24 protein-coding genes and 1 tRNA gene are annotated in these 23,535 nt (G+C 37.2%); 9 read left to right on the top strand and 16 right to left on the bottom strand.

What is annotated here, in order from left to right; translation table 11 throughout:
- Positions 1-23: 23 nt before the first annotated feature.
- Complete coding sequence (locus RM573_RS16320; RefSeq protein ID WP_311584504.1) at positions 24-1,316, top strand: NCS2 family permease; 1,293 nt, start codon at positions 24-26, stop codon at positions 1,314-1,316.
- Between the two features lie 100 nt (positions 1,317-1,416).
- On the opposite strand, the gene RM573_RS16325 is transcribed toward RM573_RS16320, so the two are convergent.
- From RM573_RS16325 to RM573_RS16340, 4 genes are all read right to left on the bottom strand, one after another.
- Complete coding sequence (locus RM573_RS16325; protein ID WP_311584506.1) at positions 1,417-2,238, bottom strand: glucosaminidase domain-containing protein; 822 nt, start codon at positions 2,236-2,238, stop codon at positions 1,417-1,419.
- Between the two features lie 154 nt (positions 2,239-2,392).
- Positions 2,393-3,181, bottom strand: coding sequence for a YciC family protein (locus tag RM573_RS16330; RefSeq protein ID WP_311584509.1), 789 nt, complete (start codon positions 3,179-3,181; stop codon positions 2,393-2,395).
- A 203-nt stretch (positions 3,182-3,384) separates the two neighbouring features.
- Positions 3,385-3,966: a DUF1415 domain-containing protein gene (locus RM573_RS16335; protein WP_311584512.1), complete on the bottom strand. Its 582-nt coding sequence runs from the start codon at positions 3,964-3,966 to the stop codon at positions 3,385-3,387.
- Positions 3,966-5,750, bottom strand: a complete 1,785-nt coding sequence (locus RM573_RS16340; protein ID WP_311584517.1) for an ABCB family ABC transporter ATP-binding protein/permease — start codon at positions 5,748-5,750, stop codon at positions 3,966-3,968. Before RM573_RS16340 ends, RM573_RS16335 begins: the two co-directional genes overlap by 1 nt.
- 150 nt (positions 5,751-5,900) lie before the next feature.
- Here RM573_RS16340 and RM573_RS16345 point away from each other — a divergent pair, with 150 nt between their 5' ends.
- Entirely contained in the window at positions 5,901-6,434 is a 534-nt protein-coding gene (locus RM573_RS16345; protein WP_311584520.1) for a DUF2937 family protein, read from the top strand.
- An 83-nt stretch (positions 6,435-6,517) separates the two neighbouring features.
- Here the strand turns inward: RM573_RS16345 and RM573_RS16350 are convergent, their stop codons facing one another.
- The 4 genes from RM573_RS16350 to RM573_RS16365 form a co-directional block, all read right to left on the bottom strand.
- Positions 6,518-6,808: an integration host factor subunit alpha gene (locus RM573_RS16350; RefSeq protein WP_303454674.1), complete on the bottom strand. Its 291-nt coding sequence runs from the start codon at positions 6,806-6,808 to the stop codon at positions 6,518-6,520.
- 3 nt (positions 6,809-6,811) lie between these two features.
- Entirely contained in the window at positions 6,812-9,238 is a 2,427-nt protein-coding gene (pheT, locus tag RM573_RS16355; protein WP_311584525.1) for a phenylalanine--tRNA ligase subunit beta, read from the bottom strand.
- A 12-nt stretch (positions 9,239-9,250) separates the two neighbouring features.
- Entirely contained in the window at positions 9,251-10,231 is a 981-nt protein-coding gene (pheS, locus tag RM573_RS16360) for a phenylalanine--tRNA ligase subunit alpha (RefSeq protein ID WP_311584528.1), read from the bottom strand.
- A gap of 207 nt (positions 10,232-10,438) precedes the next feature.
- On the bottom strand, positions 10,439-10,693 hold the full coding sequence (locus RM573_RS16365) for a hypothetical protein (protein ID WP_311584531.1): 255 nt from the start codon (positions 10,691-10,693) through the stop codon (positions 10,439-10,441).
- Positions 10,694-10,891: 198 nt separating this feature from the next.
- On the opposite strand from RM573_RS16365, the gene RM573_RS16370 reads away from it, so the two are divergent.
- Positions 10,892-11,527, top strand: a complete 636-nt coding sequence (locus tag RM573_RS16370) for a GNAT family N-acetyltransferase (RefSeq protein WP_311584533.1) — start codon at positions 10,892-10,894, stop codon at positions 11,525-11,527.
- Between the two features lie 85 nt (positions 11,528-11,612).
- Here RM573_RS16370 and RM573_RS16375 read toward each other — a convergent pair whose 3' ends face one another.
- The 6 genes from RM573_RS16375 to RM573_RS16400 all read right to left on the bottom strand — a co-directional run bounded on the left by RM573_RS16375 (position 11,613) and on the right by RM573_RS16400 (position 16,923).
- The gene (locus RM573_RS16375) at positions 11,613-12,716 is read right to left on the bottom strand and encodes a phosphoribosylaminoimidazolesuccinocarboxamide synthase (RefSeq protein WP_311584536.1); all 1,104 of its coding nucleotides are present in this window, start codon (positions 12,714-12,716) and stop codon (positions 11,613-11,615) included.
- A 275-nt stretch (positions 12,717-12,991) separates the two neighbouring features.
- Positions 12,992-13,348, bottom strand: a complete 357-nt coding sequence (gene rplT, locus RM573_RS16380; protein WP_184422580.1) for a 50S ribosomal protein L20 — start codon at positions 13,346-13,348, stop codon at positions 12,992-12,994.
- 15 nt (positions 13,349-13,363) lie between these two features.
- Complete coding sequence (rpmI, locus tag RM573_RS16385; protein ID WP_303454659.1) at positions 13,364-13,558, bottom strand: 50S ribosomal protein L35; 195 nt, start codon at positions 13,556-13,558, stop codon at positions 13,364-13,366.
- Between the two features lie 155 nt (positions 13,559-13,713).
- Entirely contained in the window at positions 13,714-14,268 is a 555-nt protein-coding gene (gene infC / locus RM573_RS16390; RefSeq protein ID WP_303454656.1) for a translation initiation factor IF-3, read from the bottom strand.
- Between the two features lie 98 nt (positions 14,269-14,366).
- On the bottom strand, positions 14,367-16,277 hold the full coding sequence (gene thrS / locus RM573_RS16395) for a threonine--tRNA ligase (protein ID WP_311584542.1): 1,911 nt from the start codon (positions 16,275-16,277) through the stop codon (positions 14,367-14,369).
- A gap of 328 nt (positions 16,278-16,605) precedes the next feature.
- Positions 16,606-16,923, bottom strand: coding sequence for a hypothetical protein (locus RM573_RS16400; RefSeq protein ID WP_311584545.1), 318 nt, complete (start codon positions 16,921-16,923; stop codon positions 16,606-16,608).
- A gap of 111 nt (positions 16,924-17,034) precedes the next feature.
- Between RM573_RS16400 and RM573_RS16405 the strand changes: the two genes are divergently transcribed.
- The gene (locus RM573_RS16405) at positions 17,035-17,517 is read left to right on the top strand and encodes a hypothetical protein (protein WP_311584548.1); all 483 of its coding nucleotides are present in this window, start codon (positions 17,035-17,037) and stop codon (positions 17,515-17,517) included.
- A 40-nt stretch (positions 17,518-17,557) separates the two neighbouring features.
- Here RM573_RS16405 and RM573_RS16410 read toward each other — a convergent pair whose 3' ends face one another.
- Entirely contained in the window at positions 17,558-19,210 is a 1,653-nt protein-coding gene (locus tag RM573_RS16410; RefSeq protein WP_311584550.1) for an NAD(P)/FAD-dependent oxidoreductase, read from the bottom strand.
- A gap of 195 nt (positions 19,211-19,405) precedes the next feature.
- Between RM573_RS16410 and fdxA the strand changes: the two genes are divergently transcribed.
- The 3 genes from fdxA (at position 19,406) to RM573_RS16425 (ending at position 21,113) form a co-directional block, all read left to right on the top strand.
- Entirely contained in the window at positions 19,406-19,741 is a 336-nt protein-coding gene (fdxA, locus tag RM573_RS16415; RefSeq protein ID WP_311584552.1) for a ferredoxin FdxA, read from the top strand.
- 113 nt (positions 19,742-19,854) lie between these two features.
- Complete coding sequence (locus tag RM573_RS16420; RefSeq protein WP_311584554.1) at positions 19,855-20,721, top strand: fructosamine kinase family protein; 867 nt, start codon at positions 19,855-19,857, stop codon at positions 20,719-20,721.
- Positions 20,722-20,891: 170 nt separating this feature from the next.
- Complete coding sequence (locus tag RM573_RS16425; protein ID WP_303454644.1) at positions 20,892-21,113, top strand: CPXCG motif-containing cysteine-rich protein; 222 nt, start codon at positions 20,892-20,894, stop codon at positions 21,111-21,113.
- A gap of 11 nt (positions 21,114-21,124) precedes the next feature.
- Here the strand turns inward: RM573_RS16425 and RM573_RS16430 are convergent, their stop codons facing one another.
- The gene (locus RM573_RS16430; protein ID WP_311584557.1) at positions 21,125-21,772 is read right to left on the bottom strand and encodes a riboflavin synthase subunit alpha; all 648 of its coding nucleotides are present in this window, start codon (positions 21,770-21,772) and stop codon (positions 21,125-21,127) included.
- Positions 21,773-21,838: 66 nt separating this feature from the next.
- Here RM573_RS16430 and RM573_RS16435 point away from each other — a divergent pair, with 66 nt between their 5' ends.
- Positions 21,839-23,209 (top strand): MATE family efflux transporter, encoded by a 1,371-nt coding sequence (locus RM573_RS16435; protein ID WP_311584559.1) that lies wholly within the window; start codon positions 21,839-21,841, stop codon positions 23,207-23,209.
- A gap of 129 nt (positions 23,210-23,338) precedes the next feature.
- Positions 23,339-23,415: transfer RNA gene (locus RM573_RS16440), tRNA-Val, on the top strand.
- Positions 23,416-23,535: the final 120 nt, after the last annotated feature.

The raw sequence follows: 23,535 nt of genomic DNA on the forward strand, positions 1-23,535 counted from the left end.
ATAAATAAGTGAAGGGTCCCTTAATGTTAGAAAAAATATTTTTGCTAAAAGATCACAACACCACCCTAAGGCAAGAAGTCGTTGCTGGCATCACCACCTTTTTAACCATGGCATACATAATTTTTGTTAATCCTGCCATGCTAGCGGATAGTGGCATGAACCACGGAGCAATTTTTGTAGCCACCTGTGTTGCTGCCGCAATTGGTTGTTTTGTTATGGGATTTATTGCCAATTACCCAATTGCCCTTGCTCCAGGAATGGGCTTGAATTCCTTTTTCACTTATACCGTTGTTTTAGAAATGGGCTATACATGGCAAGTGGCATTAGGGGGTGTTTTTATCTCTGGTTGTGTATTTATTGTATTAAGTTTATTTAATATTCGAGAATGGATCATTAATGCCATTCCTCACTCATTACGTTTTGGCATCGCTGCAGGTATTGGGTTATTTCTCGCTTTTATTGCGCTTAAAAATGCCGGAATTGTAATTGATAGCCCAGCTACGCTATTAACCCTTGGTGATATTACTGCCTTTTCTGCGGTCATGGCGGCATTAGGCTTATTTATTATTGTTGGGCTGGTTAATCGAAATATTAACGGCGCGGTGATGATCTCTATTTTACTGATCACAATATTAAGTATACTTTTTGGCAAGGTTGATTATTCTGGCATCATTTCAATGCCCCCTTCGGTTACGCCTACCTTGATGCAATTAGATATTTCAGGTGCCCTAGAAGTGGGCATGTTAAGCGTGATTTTTGCCTTTTTATTTGTCGATTTATTTGATACTTCTGGGACATTAATTGCCGTTGCTCAACGAGGCAATCTTTTAGATGACAAAGGAAACTTCCCTCGTTTAGGAAAAGCATTATTAGCAGATTCAACGGCTACCGTCGCGGGTAGTATGTTAGGTACATCAACCACCACCAGTTATGTCGAAAGCACGGCAGGTGTTGCTGCTGGTGGTCGAACGGGCTTGACGGCGGTTACCGTTGGCGTACTATTTTTATTGGCGTTGTTTTTCGCACCTTTAGCGGCTATGGTTCCATCGTATGCAACGGCTGGCCCATTATTTTACGTGGCGGTGTTGATGTTAGCAGGACTTGTTCATGTAAAGTGGGATAATATCTCTGATGCCGTGCCGGTTGCCGTTATTTGTATCACTATGCCGCTAACGTTTTCGATAGCTCATGGTATTGCATTTGGCTTTATCAGTTATGTCGCTGTAAGGTTATTTAGTGGCCACACTAAAGAGCTTAATATCAGTGTCTGCTTGTTAGCGTTATTATTTTTAGTAAAATTTATCTTTTTTGCTTAAGTATTGCTTTTATGCGGATAAATGAATGACGGTGAGTAAAATGCCGTGAAAGAGTTTGCGTTTGTATTAACTTAATTTATATCGATAGAAACGCAAATAATCATTTGTTGTTAAAATACTTTTTGTTATGTCTGATCATCTCTGATATTTCTAAGACATAATCACTTCCTCGTTCTGAATATGGTAATAATCCGGTAGCTAAAACTTCTGCTGTCAGGGGTTGTTGATTTGCATGGAGTTGTGCGCGGATCGAACGAAAAACTTGATAAGCTTGATTAGTATTAATGTTATGTAAGTAATGCTTCACCGCTTTTTCTACCGAGGTAAATGCCGCAACTTCGTGATCTAACCCTTCATCACGACTATTAGGCACCATGCCACAACCTTTTTTAAAGCACCATATACCAAAGAAGTTTAATCCGATCCTTGCAAACCTTGAAGTGCCCCATGCAGATTCATTTGCCGCTTGAACTAACACTAATGCCGTAGGGACAATATCCACTTTCGTTAAAAGCTTCTCTACTTTTTTGGTCAAGGTTGGCGCGTTTTTAACTTTGTACTGTTTAACAAAACTTGCAACTAAAGCTTGTTCTTCTTCGGTTAAGCGTTCATTAGCCTTGAGCTTATTATTGATAGCAATGACTTGTTTCCGTCGCTTAATAATTCGGTTGTTTTCTTTGATGATCTCAGGGCGTAAAAAGTTAAAAAATGTTTTTTTCTTTTTATTGATATCAACAATTTTGCTAAATTTTGGCAAATCTACATCATGTAGCGGCTTTTCAACTTTCTTTATTGGACCGACAGCTTTGTCGGTTTTTTTAGAGGCAATCGCCGTATATTTTTCTTGCTCAGTGAATGGTTTGATTAACATATAGAGAAAGACCACTCCTAAGGCAATAATTACGATGTTCCTTTTTTTCATTAACTCCTCCTCTATACATAATCTAACGCTGAAACTAACGTTGCTGTATTTTGAATTTTTCTTATTGTTTAGATCAGCTTGATAAATGATTTATCGCTAAACAAATAACCGGCATAAAAGCTGCTAATAGTTTTAAGTACAACTGACTATGCGATTACGCGGTGAACGTTGTATCAATATCATTAGCGCTACCTTTTGCAATACTGAGTTGCATGCCAAAGATTTCACGATATAAGATCCCTTTCACATTATAAAAAAGTGGTGCCACATAAGTTAAGCCAAACATAGTCAAAACGCCACCTAACAATGCCGCTGAACCATTCCCTAATAAAAGCAAAGGTAAACTGACAATAATTAAAAGAAAAAACAATATTAAGTAAATAGCGAAAAGGTTAAACCACTGGAATCGGGTTGCTTGTAATGACAGTGTGATCGCTTTTAATGGTGAGAAACGTTTCTCAACTACCAATGGCAAAACCAACGATAAGGCAACTGCCAAATAAATACCGGGAATAACAAATAAGGTAATCCCCATTGTCACCAGCGTTGAGGTTAATAAAGCACAAATGGCGACCCAACTGCCTCGTTTTAAAAAGGCAAACACGAGTTTAGGATTGGTTTTTAAACCGACTGCGTGAAAAACCCCCATCATCTCTACCCCAACTAAAAAAGGGTAAACCACTAAGGTCACTATAATGTTTAATAAGGCGCTACTTTGTTGATTTTTGAAAACTTCCTCTATACCACCTAAATATTGACTAATGATTAAAGTAATCACAATGCCAATAGATAAAGTAAACAGTAAACCGACATTTATCGCGATACGTGATTTAATGGTTGTCGCCCACGCTTCGGCTAAAATGGCTTTTACATCAATGCTGTACTCACCTTTAACGGCCTTTTCTAAACTACCACCTACTTGTAAAACTGATCGCTCTTCCACACATCACCTTAATTTTATTTAACTTAAATTGGTCAACAAACCATAAAAAACAACAGACCAAAGGGCTATTATACCCAATAGAAATACCCGATTGGAAATTTATTTTATGAGCACAGATACAGCGACTATTCTCTTTAACTTCAAGATAGATTTACCTGACATATTACGTCTTATTTAACGCTGCAAAGTGAATGAGCGTGATATTATCGTCGATGAATTTGTTTTAAGATTTGTTTGAAAAACTGACTGCCTTTTTCACGCGCTAACTGAATGTTGTTTTCTGGTATATGTTCCGGCTTATTATAAACGGAAAGCACTTTACTCATGCTCTCTTCCCTAAGTAGATGCAAGATGGGCAAAGGAGAACGATTAGTAAAATTAGCTGCATCATCAGCATCTTCACCATCAAAAACATAATCAGGATGAAAACTGGCGATCTGAAAGACTCCTTCAAAGCCTAAATCAAACAGTAGTTCGTTCGCGTAATCAACTAAATCTAAATAAGCGTCAAAGTTTCTAAAACCAAGGCTATAGACAATCAGCGTTGTTTCAATCGTCGGATTATTTTCTAAATACTCACATTGTTGCGCAAACTCTTCGAGTGCTTTTTCAAGTCTTACTTGTGAACAAACCTGATAGTGAATAGTGTTATTAACAAATTCTTTTTTAGCAAACGGACAAAAATTCAAGCCAATAATTACTTTTTCTAACCATTGCTGTGTTTTTAAAATCGCGGGATGACTGTTATCTTGCATTGCATTTCCTGAACCGTGTATTAATGCCATTATTGGTTAGCGTGTTGTTGTAGTTGCCACATACGATAATAATGACTTTGATTTGCCAACAAGGTTTGATGATCGCCCTGCTCAACTAATTCCCCCTGATGCAACACGATAATTTGATCAGCATCGGTAATTGTTGATAAACGATGGGCAATCACTAAGCTAGTATGGTTTTGACTAACCTCTTTAATGGCCGTTAAAATCGCTTGCTCGGAGTGACTATCAAGTGATGAAGTGGCTTCATCAAAGACTAAAATAGCAGGATTTTTTAAAATCGTTCTAGCTATGGCAACTCGTTGTTTTTCACCACCTGAAAGCTTTAATCCTCGCTCACCGACCACCGTATCAACTCCTTTAGGCAATGATTCAACAAATCGACTTAAATGAGCAAGTTTAATAGCATTGTCAATATCCGCTTTACTTGCTTTTGTATTACCATAGCGAATATTTTCATACAGTGATTCATTAAATAACACAGTGTCTTGTGGCACTATGCCAATATTTTTGCGCAAAGAATGTTGACTAACCTCATCGATTTTTTGCCCATCTATAGTGATGTCACCTTGTTGGCAATCATAAAAGCGAAACAACAATTTAACTAAAGTAGATTTACCCGAGCCACTTTCTCCGACTACTGCAACTTTTTGTCCTGCCGGTACAATAAAGCTTAAGCCCTTAATAATTGGCCGCTCGGTTTGATAAGCAAAATGAACTTGATTAAAACGAATTTCCCCTTTAACAAGAGTTAATTCAGCGGAATTTTCCTTATCTTCAATCTTGGCTTTTTTGCCCATTAAGGTAAACATTTGCTCTATATTAGCTAAAGACCCTTTGATTTCTCGATAAACAAATCCTAGAAAACCTAATGGAATAAACAATTGCATCATAAAAGCATTGATTAAAACAAAATCACCTATCGTCATCTTATCGTGGGTGACTTGATAGGCCGCAAGGGCTAGCATGGCAGTCATTGACAATGAAATGATCACGGCTTGACCACCATTTAATGCAAACAAAGATAATCGATTTTGCATCTTGGCTTTTTCCCAATCGGCAAGTTGCTTGTCATAAGCATTGGCTTCATAGGCTTCGTTGGTAAAATATTTAACCGTTTCATAATTTAATAAACTGTCAATCGCTCGCGTATTACTCGATGAGTCGGCTTTGTTAGCTGCGCGAATATATTTTGTACGCCAATTGGTGGCATACACTGAATAAACAACATACAAAACAATAGATGAAGTCGTGATCAAAGCAAACCAAAGCCCATAATTAACCAATAAAATACTGACAACCATCACTATTTCAATCAATGTGGGAACAACGCTAAATACCATAAAGCGCATTAAAAAACTAATGCCCGAAGTACCTCGGTCAATATCACGAGATAACCCGCCAGTTTGTCGATTTAAATGAAAATCTAAATCTAATTGATGTAAATGTTGGAAAACTTTTAAACCAATACGTCTAATTGCACGTTCAGTGACTCGACCAAATAACGTATCGCGAATTTCAGCAAATAATACAATGGCTAAACGAACCACTCCGTAAGCAGCAACTAAAGCAAATGGCACGAGATAAATACGATTTTCCTGTTGAGTATCTAACGTATCAACAATATCTTTTAAAATAAATGGCAAATATACACTAGCAATTTTGGTTAAAATCAAACATAACAAGGCGAATAAAATACGCATTTTAAATTCTAACAAATACGGCACCAGCATTTTGACCACATGCCAACTAAAGGTGGTTACTTCTTGTTCGGGTTGATGAGAGCGACGCATATTACGGAAAACCTGAGCAGATAACTTGCAGGGAATTGAACTTTAACGAGTTTACTTGTCTTTTACAACTAAAAGCAAAACATGACTTGATGATTTTACTGTGGTAATTTTATTGTCTCAAATAGCTTTGTAGGTATTTTATTCTCCTCTATGATAACTTTCCTTAATACACTAGTTGATCGCTGCATGTTTACCTTAACCTTCATTCTTGGCGTTCAATTACCTGAGTTTATTAATCAATATATTCAAAGATTGTCTGGTCATTTAGAAGAATCGAAACAGCAATTATCAAGCTACCAAGCCTTAGCTGAACAATACTTTAACGGGGAAATTTCTTTATTAATTAAACAGTATAAGGAGAATTCAGAGCCAATGATTGTTGATAGTGCGAAGGTCATTGAGCAACTATTACAACGCACAGAGTACTTAGCGAACCATCTATCTTCGCTTAATACTAATGATTATTTTCAGCAATTAACACAATTTGCTTTAAACTTTGATCCTCAACTGTTGAAGAAAACAGCAGAGTTTTATCAGTTAGCGATACCACTAACCATAAATGCATTAAGTACCGGAGCTGTGATTGCTTTTTTATTTGTTCTAGTAAACTTCATTTGTGTTGGTTGTGTAAAACGATACCTACACAAACAAAAAAATGGTCTTCCCCTCACCAATAACCACTAATTAGTTTTTCTTACCAAAGACAAAAAAGGCTGCAACTATCATTGCAACCTTTCATCAATTTATCGTGTGGTGAGTTTTTTCGACTAACCGTTACCGTCTTCTACACGACTTTTTAATTTTTGTCCGGGTCTAAAAGTAACCACTTTACGCGCAGAAATAGGAATATCTTCACCAGTTTTAGGATTACGCCCTGGGCGTTCACTTTTCACGCGAAGATCGAAGTTACCGAAACCAGAAAGCTTAACTTGCTCTCCTGCTTCTAGTGTTTCTCGAATTTCTTCAAAGAAAACTTCAACCATATCTTTTGCGTCGCGCTTACTCAGCCCAACTTTCTCAAATAAATGTTCTGCTACTTCTGCTTTGGTTAGCGCCATTGCTTAATCCCTCAGTGATGCATCTAATTCAACTTTTAATGTATCGACCACACGATTAACGACATCGTTAATATCTTTTTCTTCAAGAGTCTTTTCATGATCTTGTAAAACCAAAGCAATCGCTAAACTTTTAAATCCAGCGTCAATACCATTGCCTTGGTATACATCGAACAAGTTTAGATCAACTAAATTATTTCCGCCAACATTTTCAATGAGTTGTAACACTTTTTTTGCTTCAACGTCTTCTTTAACGATAACAGCAATGTCACGTCTATTGGCTGGAAAGCGTGATATTTCGGCAGCTTCAGGGATGTTTTGTGTTGAAATTTCCGACAATAATAGTTCGAAAATTAATGTTCGACCATTTAGTCCTAATTTCCTTTCTAATTCAGGATGTAAGGTACCAACGTGGCCTACTAAATTACCATTACGGAAAATTGCCGCGGTTTGACCCGGGTGCAGCGCATCAATTTCTGCTTTCGAAAATTGATATGCAGATGAGTCACCTGTTAACGCTAATAACGCTTCAACATCAGCTTTAATATCATAAAAATCTGCTGCAGCTTTTTCCATATGCCAATGTTCTTGGTTGGTCTGCCCTGTGATCACACCAGCAAGCATCGCTTGTTGACGTACACCGTTTTCAGCACTTTCATCAGGAATAAAACGTAAACCAGTTTCAAATAATCGAATTCTATTTTGCTGACGATTTTGATTATATACCACCGATTGTAATAAACCTGTCCATAAACTAAGGCGCATTACTGACATCTCGCTTGAAATAGGATGCGGTAGTGTCATTACCTCTTGGTTTGGATGAATTAAATTTTGTATTTTCGGGTCAACAAAACTATACGTAATCGCTTCTTGATAGCCGCGATTTACTAACGTATTGCGTAAACGAGAAACAGGTAAATTGATTTCTTTTTGCGCGCGCATCGTTAACGTAGCTTTGGGAGAAATATTGGGAATATTGTTATAACCAAAAATACGAGCAACTTCTTCAATTAAATCTACTTCGATTGAAATATCAAAGCGATATGCTGGAACAACCACTGTCCACGTATTATCAGTAAAATTAACTTCAAATCCTAAACGCGTTAAAATTTCTGTCACTTTTTCATCATCAATATGATGACCAATACGAGCATCTAGCATTTTTCTGCGTAATGTCACTGTTTTAGCTTTTGGTAAATCATCTTCGCTCACTGCTTCAACAATGGGGCCTGCTTCACCACCAACAATATCTAACAGTAATTGTGTCGCGCGCTCCATAGCGCTGCGTTGTAACTCAGGGTCAATACCTCGTTCATAGCGATGAGACGAATCTGTATGTAAGCCATATTGACGCGCTTTACCTAAAATAGCTAATGGCGCAAAAAAAGCACTTTCTAAAAAGATATCTTTACTCTGATTTTCACCATCAGTACTGACACCAGAATCTTTACCGCCAAAAATACCCGCCATAGCTAACGCTTTACCATTACCTTTAGTATCACCATCAGCAATCACTAAAGTTTCAGTTGATAACGTCACTTCGTTACCATCAAGCAAGACAAGTTTCTCATTTTCTTTGGCAAAACGAACATTAATGCCACCATCAATCTTGCTTAAATCAAAAGCATGCATTGGATGACCTTGTTCAAGTAAGACGTAGTTTGTCACATCTACCACAGGATCAATCGAGCGTGTGCCGCAACGACGAAGCTTTTCTACCATCCATAATGGTGTTTGAGCAGTCACATCAATATTTTTAATGATCCGGCCTAAATAGCGAGGACATGCTTTAGGCTCTGATAAAGTGATTGAGAGCTTATCGTCTATCGTAGGGTTCACGTTGTTGATAGCAGGCTCTGTCACAGGTAAGCTGTTTAAAACCCCTACTTCACGGGCTAACCCTTTTAAGCCTAGGCAGTCGCCTCGGTTAGCCGTTAAATCTACATCAATACTAACGTCATTTAAGTCTAAATATTCTCGAACACATTGACCTAAAGGGGCATCTTGAGCAAGCTCCATGATGCCATCCGAACTTTCAGCTAAACCGATTTCTGACTCGCTACACAACATCCCATGAGACGGTACACCACGTAGTTTAGCTTTTTTAATTTTAAAATTGCCCGGTAACACTGCACCAACAGTAGCAACGGCAACTTTCAAACCTAAACGACAATTTTTTGCACCACAAACGATATCAACTAATTCGCCGTCATTAAAATCAGGACCTAAATTGATTTTTGTCACTTGTAACTTATCAGCATCTGGATGTGGTCCACATTCAACCACTTCACCTACAAGTACACCGGTAAATTCACCCGCAACAGGGTCTATGGCATCTACTTCAAGGCCTGCCATTGTAATTTGATGAGACAACTCATCTGAAGAAATAGTAGGATTAACCCACTCACGTAACCATGATTCACTAAATTTCATTTTTGGCTTTTCCTACTTGAACTGTTTTAAGAAGCGAAGATCGTTTTCAAAGAATGAACGTAAATCATTTACGCCATAACGAAGCATCGTTAAACGTTCAACCCCCATACCAAACGCGAAACCAGTATAAACTTCTGGATCTATACCTACAGATTTCAATACATTAGGATGAACCATGCCACAACCTAATACTTCTAACCATTTGCCATTTTTACCCATCACATCCACTTCCGCTGATGGCTCAGTAAATGGAAAATAGGAAGGTCTAAAGCGAATTTCTAAATCTTCTTCAAAAAAGTGATGTAAAAAGTCATGTAAAATGCCTTTTAAGTGAGTAAAGCTAATATCTTTATCCACCATTAAGCCTTCAACTTGATGAAACATTGGCGTATGTGTTTGATCATAATCGTTACGATAAACTTTACCTGGAGAAATAATTCTTAGCGGTGGTTGTTCTTGCTCCATCGTACGAATTTGCACACATGAGGTTTGCGTTCGTAGAACCAATTTAGGGTTAAAATAGAAGGTATCATGATCTTCTCGAGCGGGATGATGAGCCGGAATATTTAGCGCATCAAAATTATGATGATCATCTTCAACTTCAGGACCTTGTTTTACAGAAAAGCCTAGATCACCGAAAAAGCTTTCAATACGCTCAATAGTACGAGTTACCGGATGTAAACCACCGATTTCATTTCCACGTCCTGGCAAGGTCACATCGATAGATTCAGCCGCTAACTTTTGCTTAATCACTTCTGCACGCAATAATTCACCACGTTCGGTTAATAGCTTTTGCACTTGTTGTTTAGCAAGGTTTATCACTTGTCCTGCTTTTGGCTTCTCTTCTTTAGGTAGTTTGCTTAAACCTTTCATTTGTTCGGTAAACAAACCTTTTTTACCTAAAAAATTAACGCGAACTTGATCAAGCTCCGTTGGATCTGTTGCAGCAGCAATGGCTTGTTCTGCTTGCAAAATAATATCGTCTAAATTCATGCGTTCCTCTGAAACCGACCTGTGAAAACTAGGCTTTGGGTAGACTGATTTGATTAATAAAAATGGTCATTGATTCTACACAAAAACCTATTGGAAATGTAGAGGAAATAACGGTTTTTTTAAATAAATTACCCTTATTATCGGTATCGTTTATGCTTCAAAAGCGATTTAAGAATAGTCAGTTGATTTAATTTTACGTTTGAATAATTATTTGGCTGAATTTTTTAGATCTGAAATGTGCTTTTCTTGTTCTCTTTTAACTAATAAAAAAGTTAAATACATTTTCGTTGGGAGAGAAAAAACGAAGCCTAACGCCATACATGTTGCGCTGATGACAATACCCGTTACACCTAACGATTGCATGTAATCGCTGTAATGATGAAAATATAACCCTAAAAGTATAAGACACATGCCAATGATTATTGATGTTTTTAATAAAAAAATTAACCGTTTTTCCGTCATTTAAATTTAACCTAAGCGCATGACTACAAACAAAAGAATGCTATGAGAAAATAGTATTTGATAATTAATCTTCACACCTTGTTAATTCGCCTTAAAACAATGCTAAAATGCGACTAATTAAAATTATGCATAAGCAAGTTTACAGTCAATCAATGTTTGGCACCGCATAAACCCATCAAAAAACCTAAAAGAGTCACTATGTCATTACAAGTTGAATTTAATAAACCCGAAATAAAAAGTGTCTTAGATTGGCAATTAATACAAGAAATCAATGTGTTAAACCAAGATAACATGATTATTGCTAAAGCTGAAATTGAACTTATCACCTTAAATAAACATCGTGATGCATTAAAAAGCTACGCGCTAATCGATGAACAAGAAGGCTCGACCGATTGGGAGTTACCTTTAAACTTATACTTTAAAGAGCAAAATTTAACGGCTGAGTTATGCGAAAAATTATCGGTAAAAGCCGATGTTAAAAAAGCGAAAACTCACCTCTTACTTGAAGCAATCAGTGTCTTACCAGCCTATCGGAATCAAGGTATCGCTAAGCTTTTATTGGAAGAAATTGCAAAACATTACCCAAAAGTCCAATCAATTACCGCATTAACTATGCCCTTGAAACTTTTTGTTGATGCTGAGCACTGTGAAGAACAAGAAGTTAAAGCTTATTATCAACAACTTGAATTAGAAAATGATGAAACCACCAGTGAACAATTGGGTGAGTTTTTTGATCATAATAATTTTATTGAATATCAAGTAGATGAAGCATTGTTAAATGAACCGTTAGCATTCTCTTTTTATATTACCGCGCCCGATAAAATAAAAAATTAAAATTTCGATATAAAAAAGCCCTTGAATCAAGGGCTTTTTTAATACTAGTCAAATTAAGCTTAAGTAAAATAAGCCTACACTGAAATTAATCTACTAATTGATATTGCTCTTTTAATATTTTAATAATCTCGGCTTTAGGGTTCTCTGACAAGACAATTTTTTGGCCTGTAATTTTCTCGGCGATAGCAATATAGGTGTTTGAAACCGCCATTAATACCGATTCAGGCAGTTTATTATCTCGGGCAAGTGCTTCACGTTCAGCCATACGATCTTTATTGAGTAAAATATCGGGATCTGGAAAGTGATTCAGAAGTAATTGACGGAAGCCTTCTTTAGAGTTTTCAACTACTTTACCATTGCGGTATTGTTCGCCGTCCCAAATGCGTGAAGAATCAGGCGTACCTACTTCATCCATATAAATAAGCTTATCATTACCTGCTTTGTCTTTAACGTAACCAAATTCAAATTTTGTATCAACAAAGACTTGATCGAGTTTTGCTAAGGCGTCTGATATTAAATTAAAGCCTTGAGTGAGTAATTTCTCATATAAAGCAATATCTTGAACTGACTTAAAATTAAATGAACTGAAGTTTTCTTCGATATTTTGACGGGTAATATTCACGTCATCAACGGCTGGCACCCCTGGGATCCCTTCTAAAATGCCTTTAGTGGAGGGGGTTTGTAATAGCTCTGGTAATTTAGAGTCTTTCGTTAAACCTTCTGGTAACGAAATGCCACAAAAATCACGTTCGCCTTTACTATAAGCACGCCACATTGAACCGGTGATATATTGGCGGCAAATTGCTTCAATCATCACAGGTTTAGCTTTTTGTACAATCCAAACAAACGGATGTGGGATATCTAGAATATGGCTGTCAGCAAGACCTTGCTCTTTAAACAATTTAAACCAATGATTAGAAATAGCATTTAATGCCGCGCCTTTGCCGGGAACACCTTTCATCCCCCCCTCACCTTGCCAGATACAATCAAATGCAGAAATTCTGTCACTGATCACCATAATTGCCAACGGTGTATCTAAAGCAACATCGTAGTTCTTTTCTTGAATAAGGCGTGCACTGTCCTTTGCGGTTAACCAATAAACAGAACGTACTTTGCCGCTGTGTACTGGCGCATCAGTACGAATAGGTAAATCGTTATTTACCGCTAAAACTTGATCTGCAAGACTCATGGAATTTCACCTTAAGTGTAAATGTAATTAACTGTAGCGAATAAGATCTTTTCAAATTCTAAAATATCATTCGATATAATTAACTAAAATAAAAGATATATTTTAAACCATTTTTACAAAGGTATTTAGCTTAATTTCAAGGTTAAAGCACTGAGCTTAATTTATTAAGTGAGTACTTTAAAACGCAGAAAGTAAGTTAAAGAACAAGGTAAAAATGATTAAAAAAGAAAAAGGACGCGGCAAGGCGTCCTTTTCACTAACTTTTTACTCAGCGATTATGCTAAAGAAGCTTGCGCTTTTTCAACTAATACAGAGAAAGCTGCTTTATCGTATACTGCGATGTCAGCTAGGATCTTACGATCGATTTCAATCGAAGCTTTTTTCAAGCCATTGATGAAACGGCTGTAAGATAAACCATTTTGACGAGCTGCTGCATTTATACGAGCAATCCAAAGTTGACGGAATTGACGTTTACGTTGACGACGGTCACGGTAAGCGTATTGTCCAGCTTTAGTTACAGCTTGAAAAGCAACGCGATATACGCGACTACGAGCACCGTAGTAACCTTTCGCTTGCTTTAGAACTTTTTTATGACGTGCGCGTGCTACAACACCGCGTTTTACTCTAGCCATTTTATATCTCTCCTATTAACCGTGACGTAAAAGTTTTTTAACTGACTTGATGTCAGAAGCGGCGATCATGCATTTAGCACGAAGATGACGCTTAACTTTTGTACGGCGCTTAGTCAAAATATGACGTAGACCCGCTTGTTTAAATTTGTAGCCGTTAGCTGTCGGTTTAAAACGCTTAGCAGCGCCTTTGTTTGTTTTCATTTTAGGCATTGAAATTACTCCACATTGCCATTGAAATTTAGTAACTTAGGCGAAAACTAATATAAAATTAATTTTACTTTCAAGCCTAATATTACCCGTTAAAAACAATATCGGTGAGTTAGTTTCTGTAAAGAAACTAACTACTTGCATTTACCGAATATTGATTATTTTTTTGGTGCTAAAACCATCACCATTTGTCGTCCTTCCGCTCTACGAGGGAAAAACTCAACTACTGTTAATTCTTCTAAATCAGTTTTAACACGATTCAAAAGATCTAAGCCGAGCTCTTGGTGGGCCATTTCGCGACCACGGAAGCGTAAAGTTACTTTAACTTTATCGCCATCCTCTAAAAAGCGTTTCAAGCTACGTAATTTCACTTGATAATCGCCTTCATCTGTACCAGGACGGAATTTTATTTCCTTAACCTGTATTTGTTTCTGCTTTTTACGCTGTTCTTTCTGTTCTTTGGCTTTTTCATACAAGAATTTTCCGTAATCCATCACCCTAAGCACTGGAGGTTTAGCCGTTGGGCTAATTTCAACAAGATCTACACCTGCTTCATCCGCTTGGTCCATAGCCTCATCTAATGTAACTATGCCACCTGGCTCGCCGTCAAATTTAATTAAACGAACTTCATTGCCTGGAATACCTGTGATTAACTCATTTAAACGATGTGCTGGCTCTTTCTGCCCGCCACGTTGTCCACCTTTAATAGCCATGTTCCTCCAAAGAACTTTGTTCCAACGTTATCTATTCATTATTATTAGATGTTGGATTAATAAAAATAATATCGGTGTTATTTTACTACTATTCTGTGTTAAGTACGAGAATTAACTTCGTCACTTAATTTAGTAATAAAGTCATCAACCGACATTTTACCTAAATCTTCACCACCACGTGTTCGAACTGCTATTTCGCCAGATTCCATTTCTTGGTCACCAACAACTAACAAATAAGGAACACGCTTTAATGTGTGCTCGCGGATTTTAAAGCCTATTTTCTCATTTCTCAAGTCTAGTTTTGCTCTAAATCCATTTTCTTTGAGTTTTTTTACAACTTTTTGACAATATTCGCTCTGTTTATCGGTAATATTCATTAATGTCACTTGAATCGGCGATAACCACGTTGGGAATTTGCCAGTATATTCTTCAATTAAAATACCAATAAAACGTTCAAGTGAACCTAAAATAGCACGATGGATCATCACCGGAGTATAACGTTCGTTATCTTCACCGACGTAAGTTGCCCCTAATCGCTCTGGTAAAGCAAAATCTAATTGCACTGTGCCACATTGCCAAGCGCGGCCTAAACAGTCCATTAAGGTGAATTCAATTTTAGGGCCGTAAAATGCCCCTTCTCCCGGTAAATATTCAAATTTAATGTCAGCATCAGTTAACGCTTGTGCTAAGCCTGCTTCTGCTTTATCCCAAATTTCATCACTACCGATACGATTTTCTGGACGAGTAGACAATTTAACGACTATGTCTTCAAAGCCAAATGAGCCGTAAACGTCATAAACCATTTCAATACATTTCGTGACTTCGGCTTGCACTTGCGATTCCATACAGAAAATATGCGCGTCATCTTGGGTAAAACCACGTACGCGCATTAAACCATGCAAAGAGCCTGACGGTTCGTTACGGTGACAACAACCAAATTCAGCAATACGAAGCGGTAAATCACGGTACGATTTCAATCCTTGATTAAATATTTGAACGTGACCTGGACAGTTCATCGGTTTAATCGCATATTCGCGCTTTTCAGATTCCGTAGTAAACATGCCATCGGCATATTTATCCCAGTGACCTGATTTTTCCCACAAACTTCTGTCCATCATCATGGGCGCTTTTACTTCGTCATAATCATATTCATGTAACTTTTCACGAACGAATTTTTCAAGTTCAGTATAGATAGTCCACCCATCATTGTGCCAAAACACCATGCCTGGCGCTTCTTCTTGCCAATGAAATAAATCTAACGTTTTACCAATTTTACGGTGATCACGCTTTTCAGCTTCTGCTAAACGAACAATATAAGCTTTTAATTGCTTTTTATCTGCCCATGCTGTGCCGTAAATTCGTTGCAACATTTTGTTGTCTGAGTCACCGCGCCAGTATGCACCTGCCACTTTCATTAATTTAAAATGATGACAATGACGCATGCTTGGTACATGTGGACCACGACACATATCGATATATTCTTGATGATGATATAACGCAGGCGTATCTGTTTTCTCAATATTTTGATCAAGAATTTCTAATTTATACGTTTCGCCGCGTTCAGTGAAAGCATCGTAAGCATCTTGCCAAGTACCTGTTTTCTTCACAACTTCATAACCTGTTCGAGCAAGTTCCGTCATGCGTTTTTCAAGTTTTGCTAAGTCGTCTTCTGTAATAGATTCGTCAAGATCGACATCGTAGTAGAAACCATTATCGATAGTAGGCCCAATCGCCATTTTTACATTTGGGTATAACTGCTTAATAGCGTGACCTAATAAGTGCGCACAAGAGTGGCGAATAATCTCAAGACCTTCACTGTCTTTACTGGTGATCAATTGTAAACTAGCGTCTTGGGTGATTAATTCACACGCATCAACAAGGTTGCCATCAATACGACCAGCGATAGTCGCTTTCGCTAAACCGGGACCAATATCTAAGGCAACATCCATAACAGATACGGCATTTTCAAAAGAGCGTTGAGAACCATCAGGGAGAGTTATTACAGGCATGACTTTTCCTTTTCAGTGGCGACACACACGAAGCGCCGCTTGATTTTTGTTTATGTTTAAATAGTTAATGAATTCTTTTGATATTATTCACCAGTCATTTAAGCTATGAGAATAAATCAAGCTCGGCAATATAGGGGAATTTCCCATAATTTGCAACGACTAGAGGCAATATGTTCTCTATGTTTTCTTATTTATATCAAAGATACTCAAATTATTGCTCTTCTTAACTTCATAGATAGTTATTTGCACAAATAAAATGATTCTCTATTTCGATAGAGACTAAATTAATATTAATATGTGTTTTCAAATGATTTTTGCAGGAATTTGCTTAATTGGGTGAAAATAGTTGAAACTTATCATCAAGATTTGATCTGATCATAAGTTGCGCTTCTTTTGGTTTTTGCCATTCAATCGTTAAAAAGGTTTCAACAAGTGAGTCAACATCAAGATATTCAACCGCTGCTATAAATATATCGCAGGTCATTTGTTTGTGGCCTCCTGCTTTATCATGAACAAATTTAAAACAAGTACCTTGATATTGTTTACGAAGGTATTCATTTAAAATATCAACGCTACCATAATCACTTTGTGACCATGCACCATCATAAATAGCAGTAGTTAACATAACATTTGAAACAGTAGACATAATTTGAATGATTTATAGTAAAAATAACAAAAAGCTGTAAATTTAAATTTTAATCGTGTAACTATAAAATAAATAAAGCAAATAACAACCATATTCAGTAGAGAAAAGCACGTGATGAACTCAAATATTGTAAATCATTTAACGTTAAAGCCTGTCGGACATTACCCAGGTTTAGGCGCAATATTTGATGTTTATATCGATGGTGTGTGTTTCTTATCAACCATTGCTAAATTTGAACAACGCTTTCATGAAAGGTTAAATGGTGCTTATACGGCTGCGTTAGGTTGTAACGATATTATGCAATCATTGACCACTTCAGGAAGCAGATTTATGCCATATGCCTGTGATTGTGGCGAATGGCAATGTTGGGTGTTTCTAGGCAAAGTAACGCAATATGACAATTTTATATATTGGGGTGATTGGAAAAATGTCCATCGAGATGATAAAAGTAAAGCAGCCGATGGACTGTATTGGAATTATAAAGAGTTTCCGACGTTATGCTTTGACAAGTCTCAATACTTAGCTGAAATAACAAAAGCTAGAGCAATCATAGTAAATGACAAAGCATCACAACCAATATTAGGGAGAAGTTAACAATGAACAGTTTTTCTCCCTTTTGATCAAGTTTTCTACGTTATTTCAACATAGATAAAGCAATGGCTTCCGCGACTTTAATACCATCAATACCTGCCGATAAAATACCGCCGGCGTAACCCGCGCCTTCTCCCGCAGGATATAAACCTTTCACATTCAGGCTTTCTAAGGTTTCTTTATCACGGGTAATTTGAATAGGTGATGAAGTACGTGTTTCTACGGCAGTTAACGTCGCATCATCCATGGAGAAGCCTTTAATTTTTCGGTTAAACGCCGGTAAAGCTTCTCTAATTGCATCTATGGCATATTCAGGAAGGCTTTCACTTAAATCACAATATTTAACACCTGGCTTATATGAAGGTTCGACATCACCATGCTCACCACTTTTTCGGCCGTTAAGAAAATCTCCGACTAATTGCACTGGAGCATCGTAGTTTTCTCCTCCCAGTTTAAAAGCTTTTTCTTCTAAACGACGTTGAAATTCAATGCCCGCTAAAACATTCTCAGCTTCAGATTTAGGATCTTCACTACCGTAAGTAAAATCTTTTGGTTCTATCCCTACAACAATAGCACTGTTGGCATTGCGTTCATGACGCGAATATTGACTCATACCATTTGTTACTAATCGTCCTTCTTCAGATGCCGCTGCAACAACGGTACCGCCAGGACACATACAAAAACTGTATACCGAGCGACCATTTTTACAGTGATGAACCAACTTATAATCTGCCGCACCTAAAATGGGATGGCCAGCATTTTTACCAAAACGTTCTTTGTCAATCACCGACTGTTCATGTTCGATACGAAAGCCAACTGAAAAAGGTTTCGCTTTCACAAATACGCCTTGCTCAACTAACATTTGAAAAGTATCGCGAGCACTGTGACCAATAGCTAATGCTAAGTGTTTAGTATGAATCACCTCGCCAGTCGCTAAAGTAACTCCCGTTACTTGTTTTTTATCACTTGTGCCATTAACTGGTGTCATATTGATAGTGTCAACACGTTGCTCAAAACGTATTTCTCCACCTAACTCGATAATTTTAGCGCGCATTTGTTCCACCATAGTCACGAGTTTAAACGTACCTATGTGTGGCTTGCTTACATATAATATTTCTTCTGGTGCGCCGGCATCGACAAATTCATGCAATACTTTTCGGCTGTAATGTTTAGGGTCTTTTACTTGGCTATATAGTTTTCCGTCAGAAAACGTACCTGCGCCCCCTTCACCAAATTGTACGTTTGATTCTGTATTAAGAATTTTTTTGCGCCAAAAACCAAAAGTATCTTTAGTACGTTGTCTAACTTCTTTTCCTCGTTCTAACACAATAGGTTTAAAGCCCATTTGCGCTAAAATGAGTGCGACAAATAAACCGCACGGGCCAAAACCAATCACAACAGGTCGCTCTGATAAAGTGGTGGGTGCTTGACCAACAAAATGGTAACGCGTATCCGGGCTTAATTTCACTTGAGTATCATTTTCAAAGGTTTGCAATAATTCATCATCAAGCGTAGTTTTTACATCTAATGTATATATCAATTGAATTTGAGACTTTTGACGGGCGTCATATCCACGCTTAAACACGGTAAATTCAACTAGCTGCTCTTTTTCTATCGCTAATTTATCAAGAATAGCTTGCTGTAATTGTTCAGGTTGGTGATCAAGATCTAGTTTAATATTGGTTAAACGCAACATAAGTTATGAATTCCGCACAAGGAAGGGACAATTGAAATTTTTGCGTATTTTACCCGAACATTCACAACAGTTAAATCAGAGTTTGAAATTGCCGACGATAAAGGTATGATCCAAACGAAAATTCAGGAAATATCATATACACGTCCTGAACGATTCAGTGTATTTTAAGCTCAATTTTTCACACAAGAGATAAGCATGGCCTTTGTAGTAACAGACAATTGTATTAAATGTAAATATACCGATTGTGTCGCGGTATGCCCTGCCGATGCCTTTTATGAAGGTGAAAACTTTCTTGCCATTAATCCAGACGATTGTATTGATTGTGATCTTTGCCCAGTTGAATGCCCTGCACAAGCCATTTATCAAGAAGATGAAGTACCAGAAGGCCAAAAAGAATTTATTGAATTAAATGCCGAACTTTCTAAAATATGGCCAAGGATCACAGAAGTTAAAACACCTCCAAAAGATGCGGAACAATGGGATGGCGTACCCAATAAAATCAAACATTTAATTATTGAAAAAGATCAATAATTTCCTTTCTTTGTATTCTTTAATTTAACCGTTTCACTGACGTTTCACAATTTCGATGTTTTACTATACTGATAGTAATGGTCAAACAATGCTTATCAGTAGAGGTGACAAAAATGTGGTCGACTATAGAGCAACATATTCAAGCGGCTACCGAACAACCTTTTTCTATTCAACATAAAGAGATTGCTGTCGGTGGCGACATCAACTTATGTTTTTGGTTAAGTAATCATCAGCAAAAATATTTTCTAAAATTAAACGACAAAAATCATTTGAGCCACTTTGAGTCAGAGGCATACGCCTTAAAACAAATTAAATCAGCTCATCAAATTAGTTGTCCTGAAGTCATTACTGTAGGCACTACATTAGATAAAAGCTTTTTAGTGTTAAGTTATATACCGTTTGAAACGCCTGACTCACATGATTGGTATCACTTAGGCCAACAATTAGCGCAACTGCACAAAAATTCATCTCATGGTCAATTTGGTTGGCAACATGATAATTTTATCGGTGATACTCGCCAACCTAATAAATGGCAAAGTAATTGGCGCACTTTCTTCGCAGAACAACGTATAGGATGGCAATTACAACTCTTAAATGAAAAATCGATTAAATTAGGAGATATCGATCATATTACCCAAGTTTGCCATGATGCGTTATTACATCATCAAGTGACTCCGTGTTTAGTTCACGGTGATTTGTGGCAAGGAAATATTGGTTTTAGTGAACACAAGCCAGTAATTTTTGACCCTGCTTGTTACTATGGTGATAGAGAAGTAGATATTGCCATGACTGAACTTTTTGGTTTGTTACCTGACGATTTTTATCAAGGATATCACCTTGAGTTTCCACTATCGCCAAATTATGAACAAAGAAAACTTGTGTATAACTTTTATCATATTCTCAACCACGCCAATTTATTTGGTGGGGTTTATATTGAACAGTCTAAAGCAGTTTTAGCCAGAATATTATCGATTCATTAGCTCAAAAAGTTGGAGTTAATTGATTTAATTATATTTTAAATAACCGTATCAAAGTAACAAAAGGATAACCGCAAATTTCTAGTGAGAATCACTGCATTTTATTCGCACTTTGGCTAAAATTGATCATACTTAATATACCGTATGATGAATAAAGATATCTAGGAGGCAACATGCCCCAAGATTGTGTTTTAGATAAAGTATCAGAACAAAGAATCTCTTGTCCTAGCTGTGGGCATCATATTTTTATCACCATAGATCCAAGTGCGGGAGATCAGGATTATTATGACGAATGCCCAGCTTGCTGCAATGATATTCATTTAAATATGCATATTGACGAATATCGTCAAAAAGTCCAACTCGCGGTTAACACCGATGATGAACAGATCTTTTAGTGATCATGTAACTAAATGGTACTAGTCGCATCGTAAGCAAAATTTTCTGATAGTTTCATCCGCTCTATCGTGGTGACTATCGTCATAGTTTGTTGATCAAATTCAATATTCACTTCATCCAAAAGAGCAAGTGACGCTAAATTTGTTCTTGATAAAGTTTCAGGGATCAAATGAACCGTAAACTGACCGTTTGTCAATTCCCCCACAGTAAGACTAATACCATTAACAGTAATAAATCCTTTCGGTAAAATATACTTGTGCCACTTAGTGTCAATTTCAAACGACATACAACAATTTTTATCGGTTACTTTATTCTCTACCAACGTCGCTTTGGTATGAACATGACCACTAACCATATGACCACCAATTTCATCCCCTACCGATAACGAACGCTCGACATTAACAAACATACCTGTGTGCAATTTAGCAAGATTCGACCTTGCTAGCGTTTCATCAATCACGTCAAACGAAATAAAAGCCTGATTATTAGTTATTTCAAACTTAACCACTGTTAAACAAACACCATTTATTGCGATGCTTGCGCCGAGTGTTAAATTATCAACAAACTCACGTTGGACCTTAATAATTAAGTGCAGAAAATTATTTACATATTTTGCAGAATAAACTTCAGCTTGAGATTGCACAATGCCAGTAAACATATATCATCCATTAGTCATAAAGAGATTCAATTCTAACAAAGCTAAATTAGTGAATACCAGAGCGCCATGCAATTAAATAGTTTTATCACCAATACCAAACGATTAATGAAATTAGCCTACCCTATTTTAATCGCGCAACTCATTCAAAACTTAATGGGATTTGCCGATACCGTGATGGCTGGACGAGTGAGTTCAACTGATATGGCTGCCGTTGCTGTCGCTAGTAGTATTTGGTTACCACTTATATTAACCATTTATGGCCTGATAATGGCACTTGCCGCAATTGTGTCACAACTTGCTGGTGCCAATAAATTTGAACAAGTCGCCAACGAAACCTATCAAACAGCTTGGATTGCATTAACTTTAGGCATTGCATTAATTGTTTTATATGTCTTTATTTCACCAGTGGTTATTGAACACGTCACCTTAGAAACAAACCTTAAAACCCTTATGTTTGACTACTTAGGTTATATTATTTGGGGTGGCCCAGGTTTTTGTTTGTATCTTGTTTTACGTAATTATTCTGAAGGATTATCTTTTACTAAACCAACAATGATCATAAGTATCATCGGCTTAATTATTAATATTCCGGCTAATTACATCTTTATTTACGGTGAATTTGGTATGCCAGCTCTAGGTGGTGCCGGTTGTGGTATAGCAACGGCAATTGTTTATTGGGTGATGTTTTTATCCATGCTTTTATATTGTTATTTCTCTAAACAATTACAACAGGCACCGCTTTTTAAAAAGTTTTATTGGCCACAGTGGTCAGCGATAAAGAATATTTTATCCATTGGTTTACCGATAGCGATGTCATTATTATTTGAAGTGAGTTTATTCTGTGCCGTCGCAATTATCCTTGCCCCCTTTGGTGCCGATGTTGTGGCGAGTCACCAAATAGCGATTAACTTTTCTGGCTTAGTTTTTATGGTGCCATTAAGTTTAGCGATGGCGGTAACCATACAAGTTGGTTTTGCTGTCGGTGATGGCGATCATGATAAAGCGAAAGAAATTTGTCGATACTCGGTAGTGTTAGGTCTAGTTATCGCTATCGTGACAGCCGCATTAAGTCTTGGTTTTCGTCACGAAATTGCCGCAATTTATACCCATGAAATTCCGGTGATCGAATTAGCAGCAAGTTTAATGTTTCTTGCCGCATTATTTCAATTTTCAGATGCCATTCAAGTTATTTCAGCTGGTGCATTACGTGGCTATAAAGATACAAAATCAATTCTTTATATTACGTTTCTGTCATATTGGGGCGTCGGTCTTTCAATTGGCCTTGTTTTAGGTTTAACCAATTGGATAATTGAACCTATCGGTCCGTACGGCTTTTGGATAGGTTTTATCTCTGGCTTAACAACCGCCGCAATATTTTTAGCGTGGCGCTTAAAGGTGATTCAAAAACGCTTTGACCAAGCTATAATTGAAGGCTAAGCGATAATTTTGCTGGATTAATAATCAAACGCACGAAAATTAAAGTGAAATAGTGAAAATTACTTGCAACTCATATTTCAGATCGCTAACATAGCGCCCGTTGAGTCATTCAACACTTCTAAAAGTAATACGTCCGTAGCTCAGTTGGTTAGAGCGCATCCTTGACATGGATGAGGTCGGTGATTCGAATTCACTCGGACGTACCATTTTCTTCTTAAATCTTTCATTGTTCTGTTTATCTAACAAGAACCGTTTCGCGATCCTGTTTGAAAATACGTACTCTTTCGTTGCTTAAAATAAAAAGGCGCTGAAAATTCGCGCCTTGA

The sequence above is a fragment of the Thalassotalea castellviae genome (assembly GCF_031846185.1).
GTDB lineage: Bacteria > Pseudomonadota > Gammaproteobacteria > Enterobacterales > Alteromonadaceae > Thalassotalea_H > Thalassotalea_H castellviae.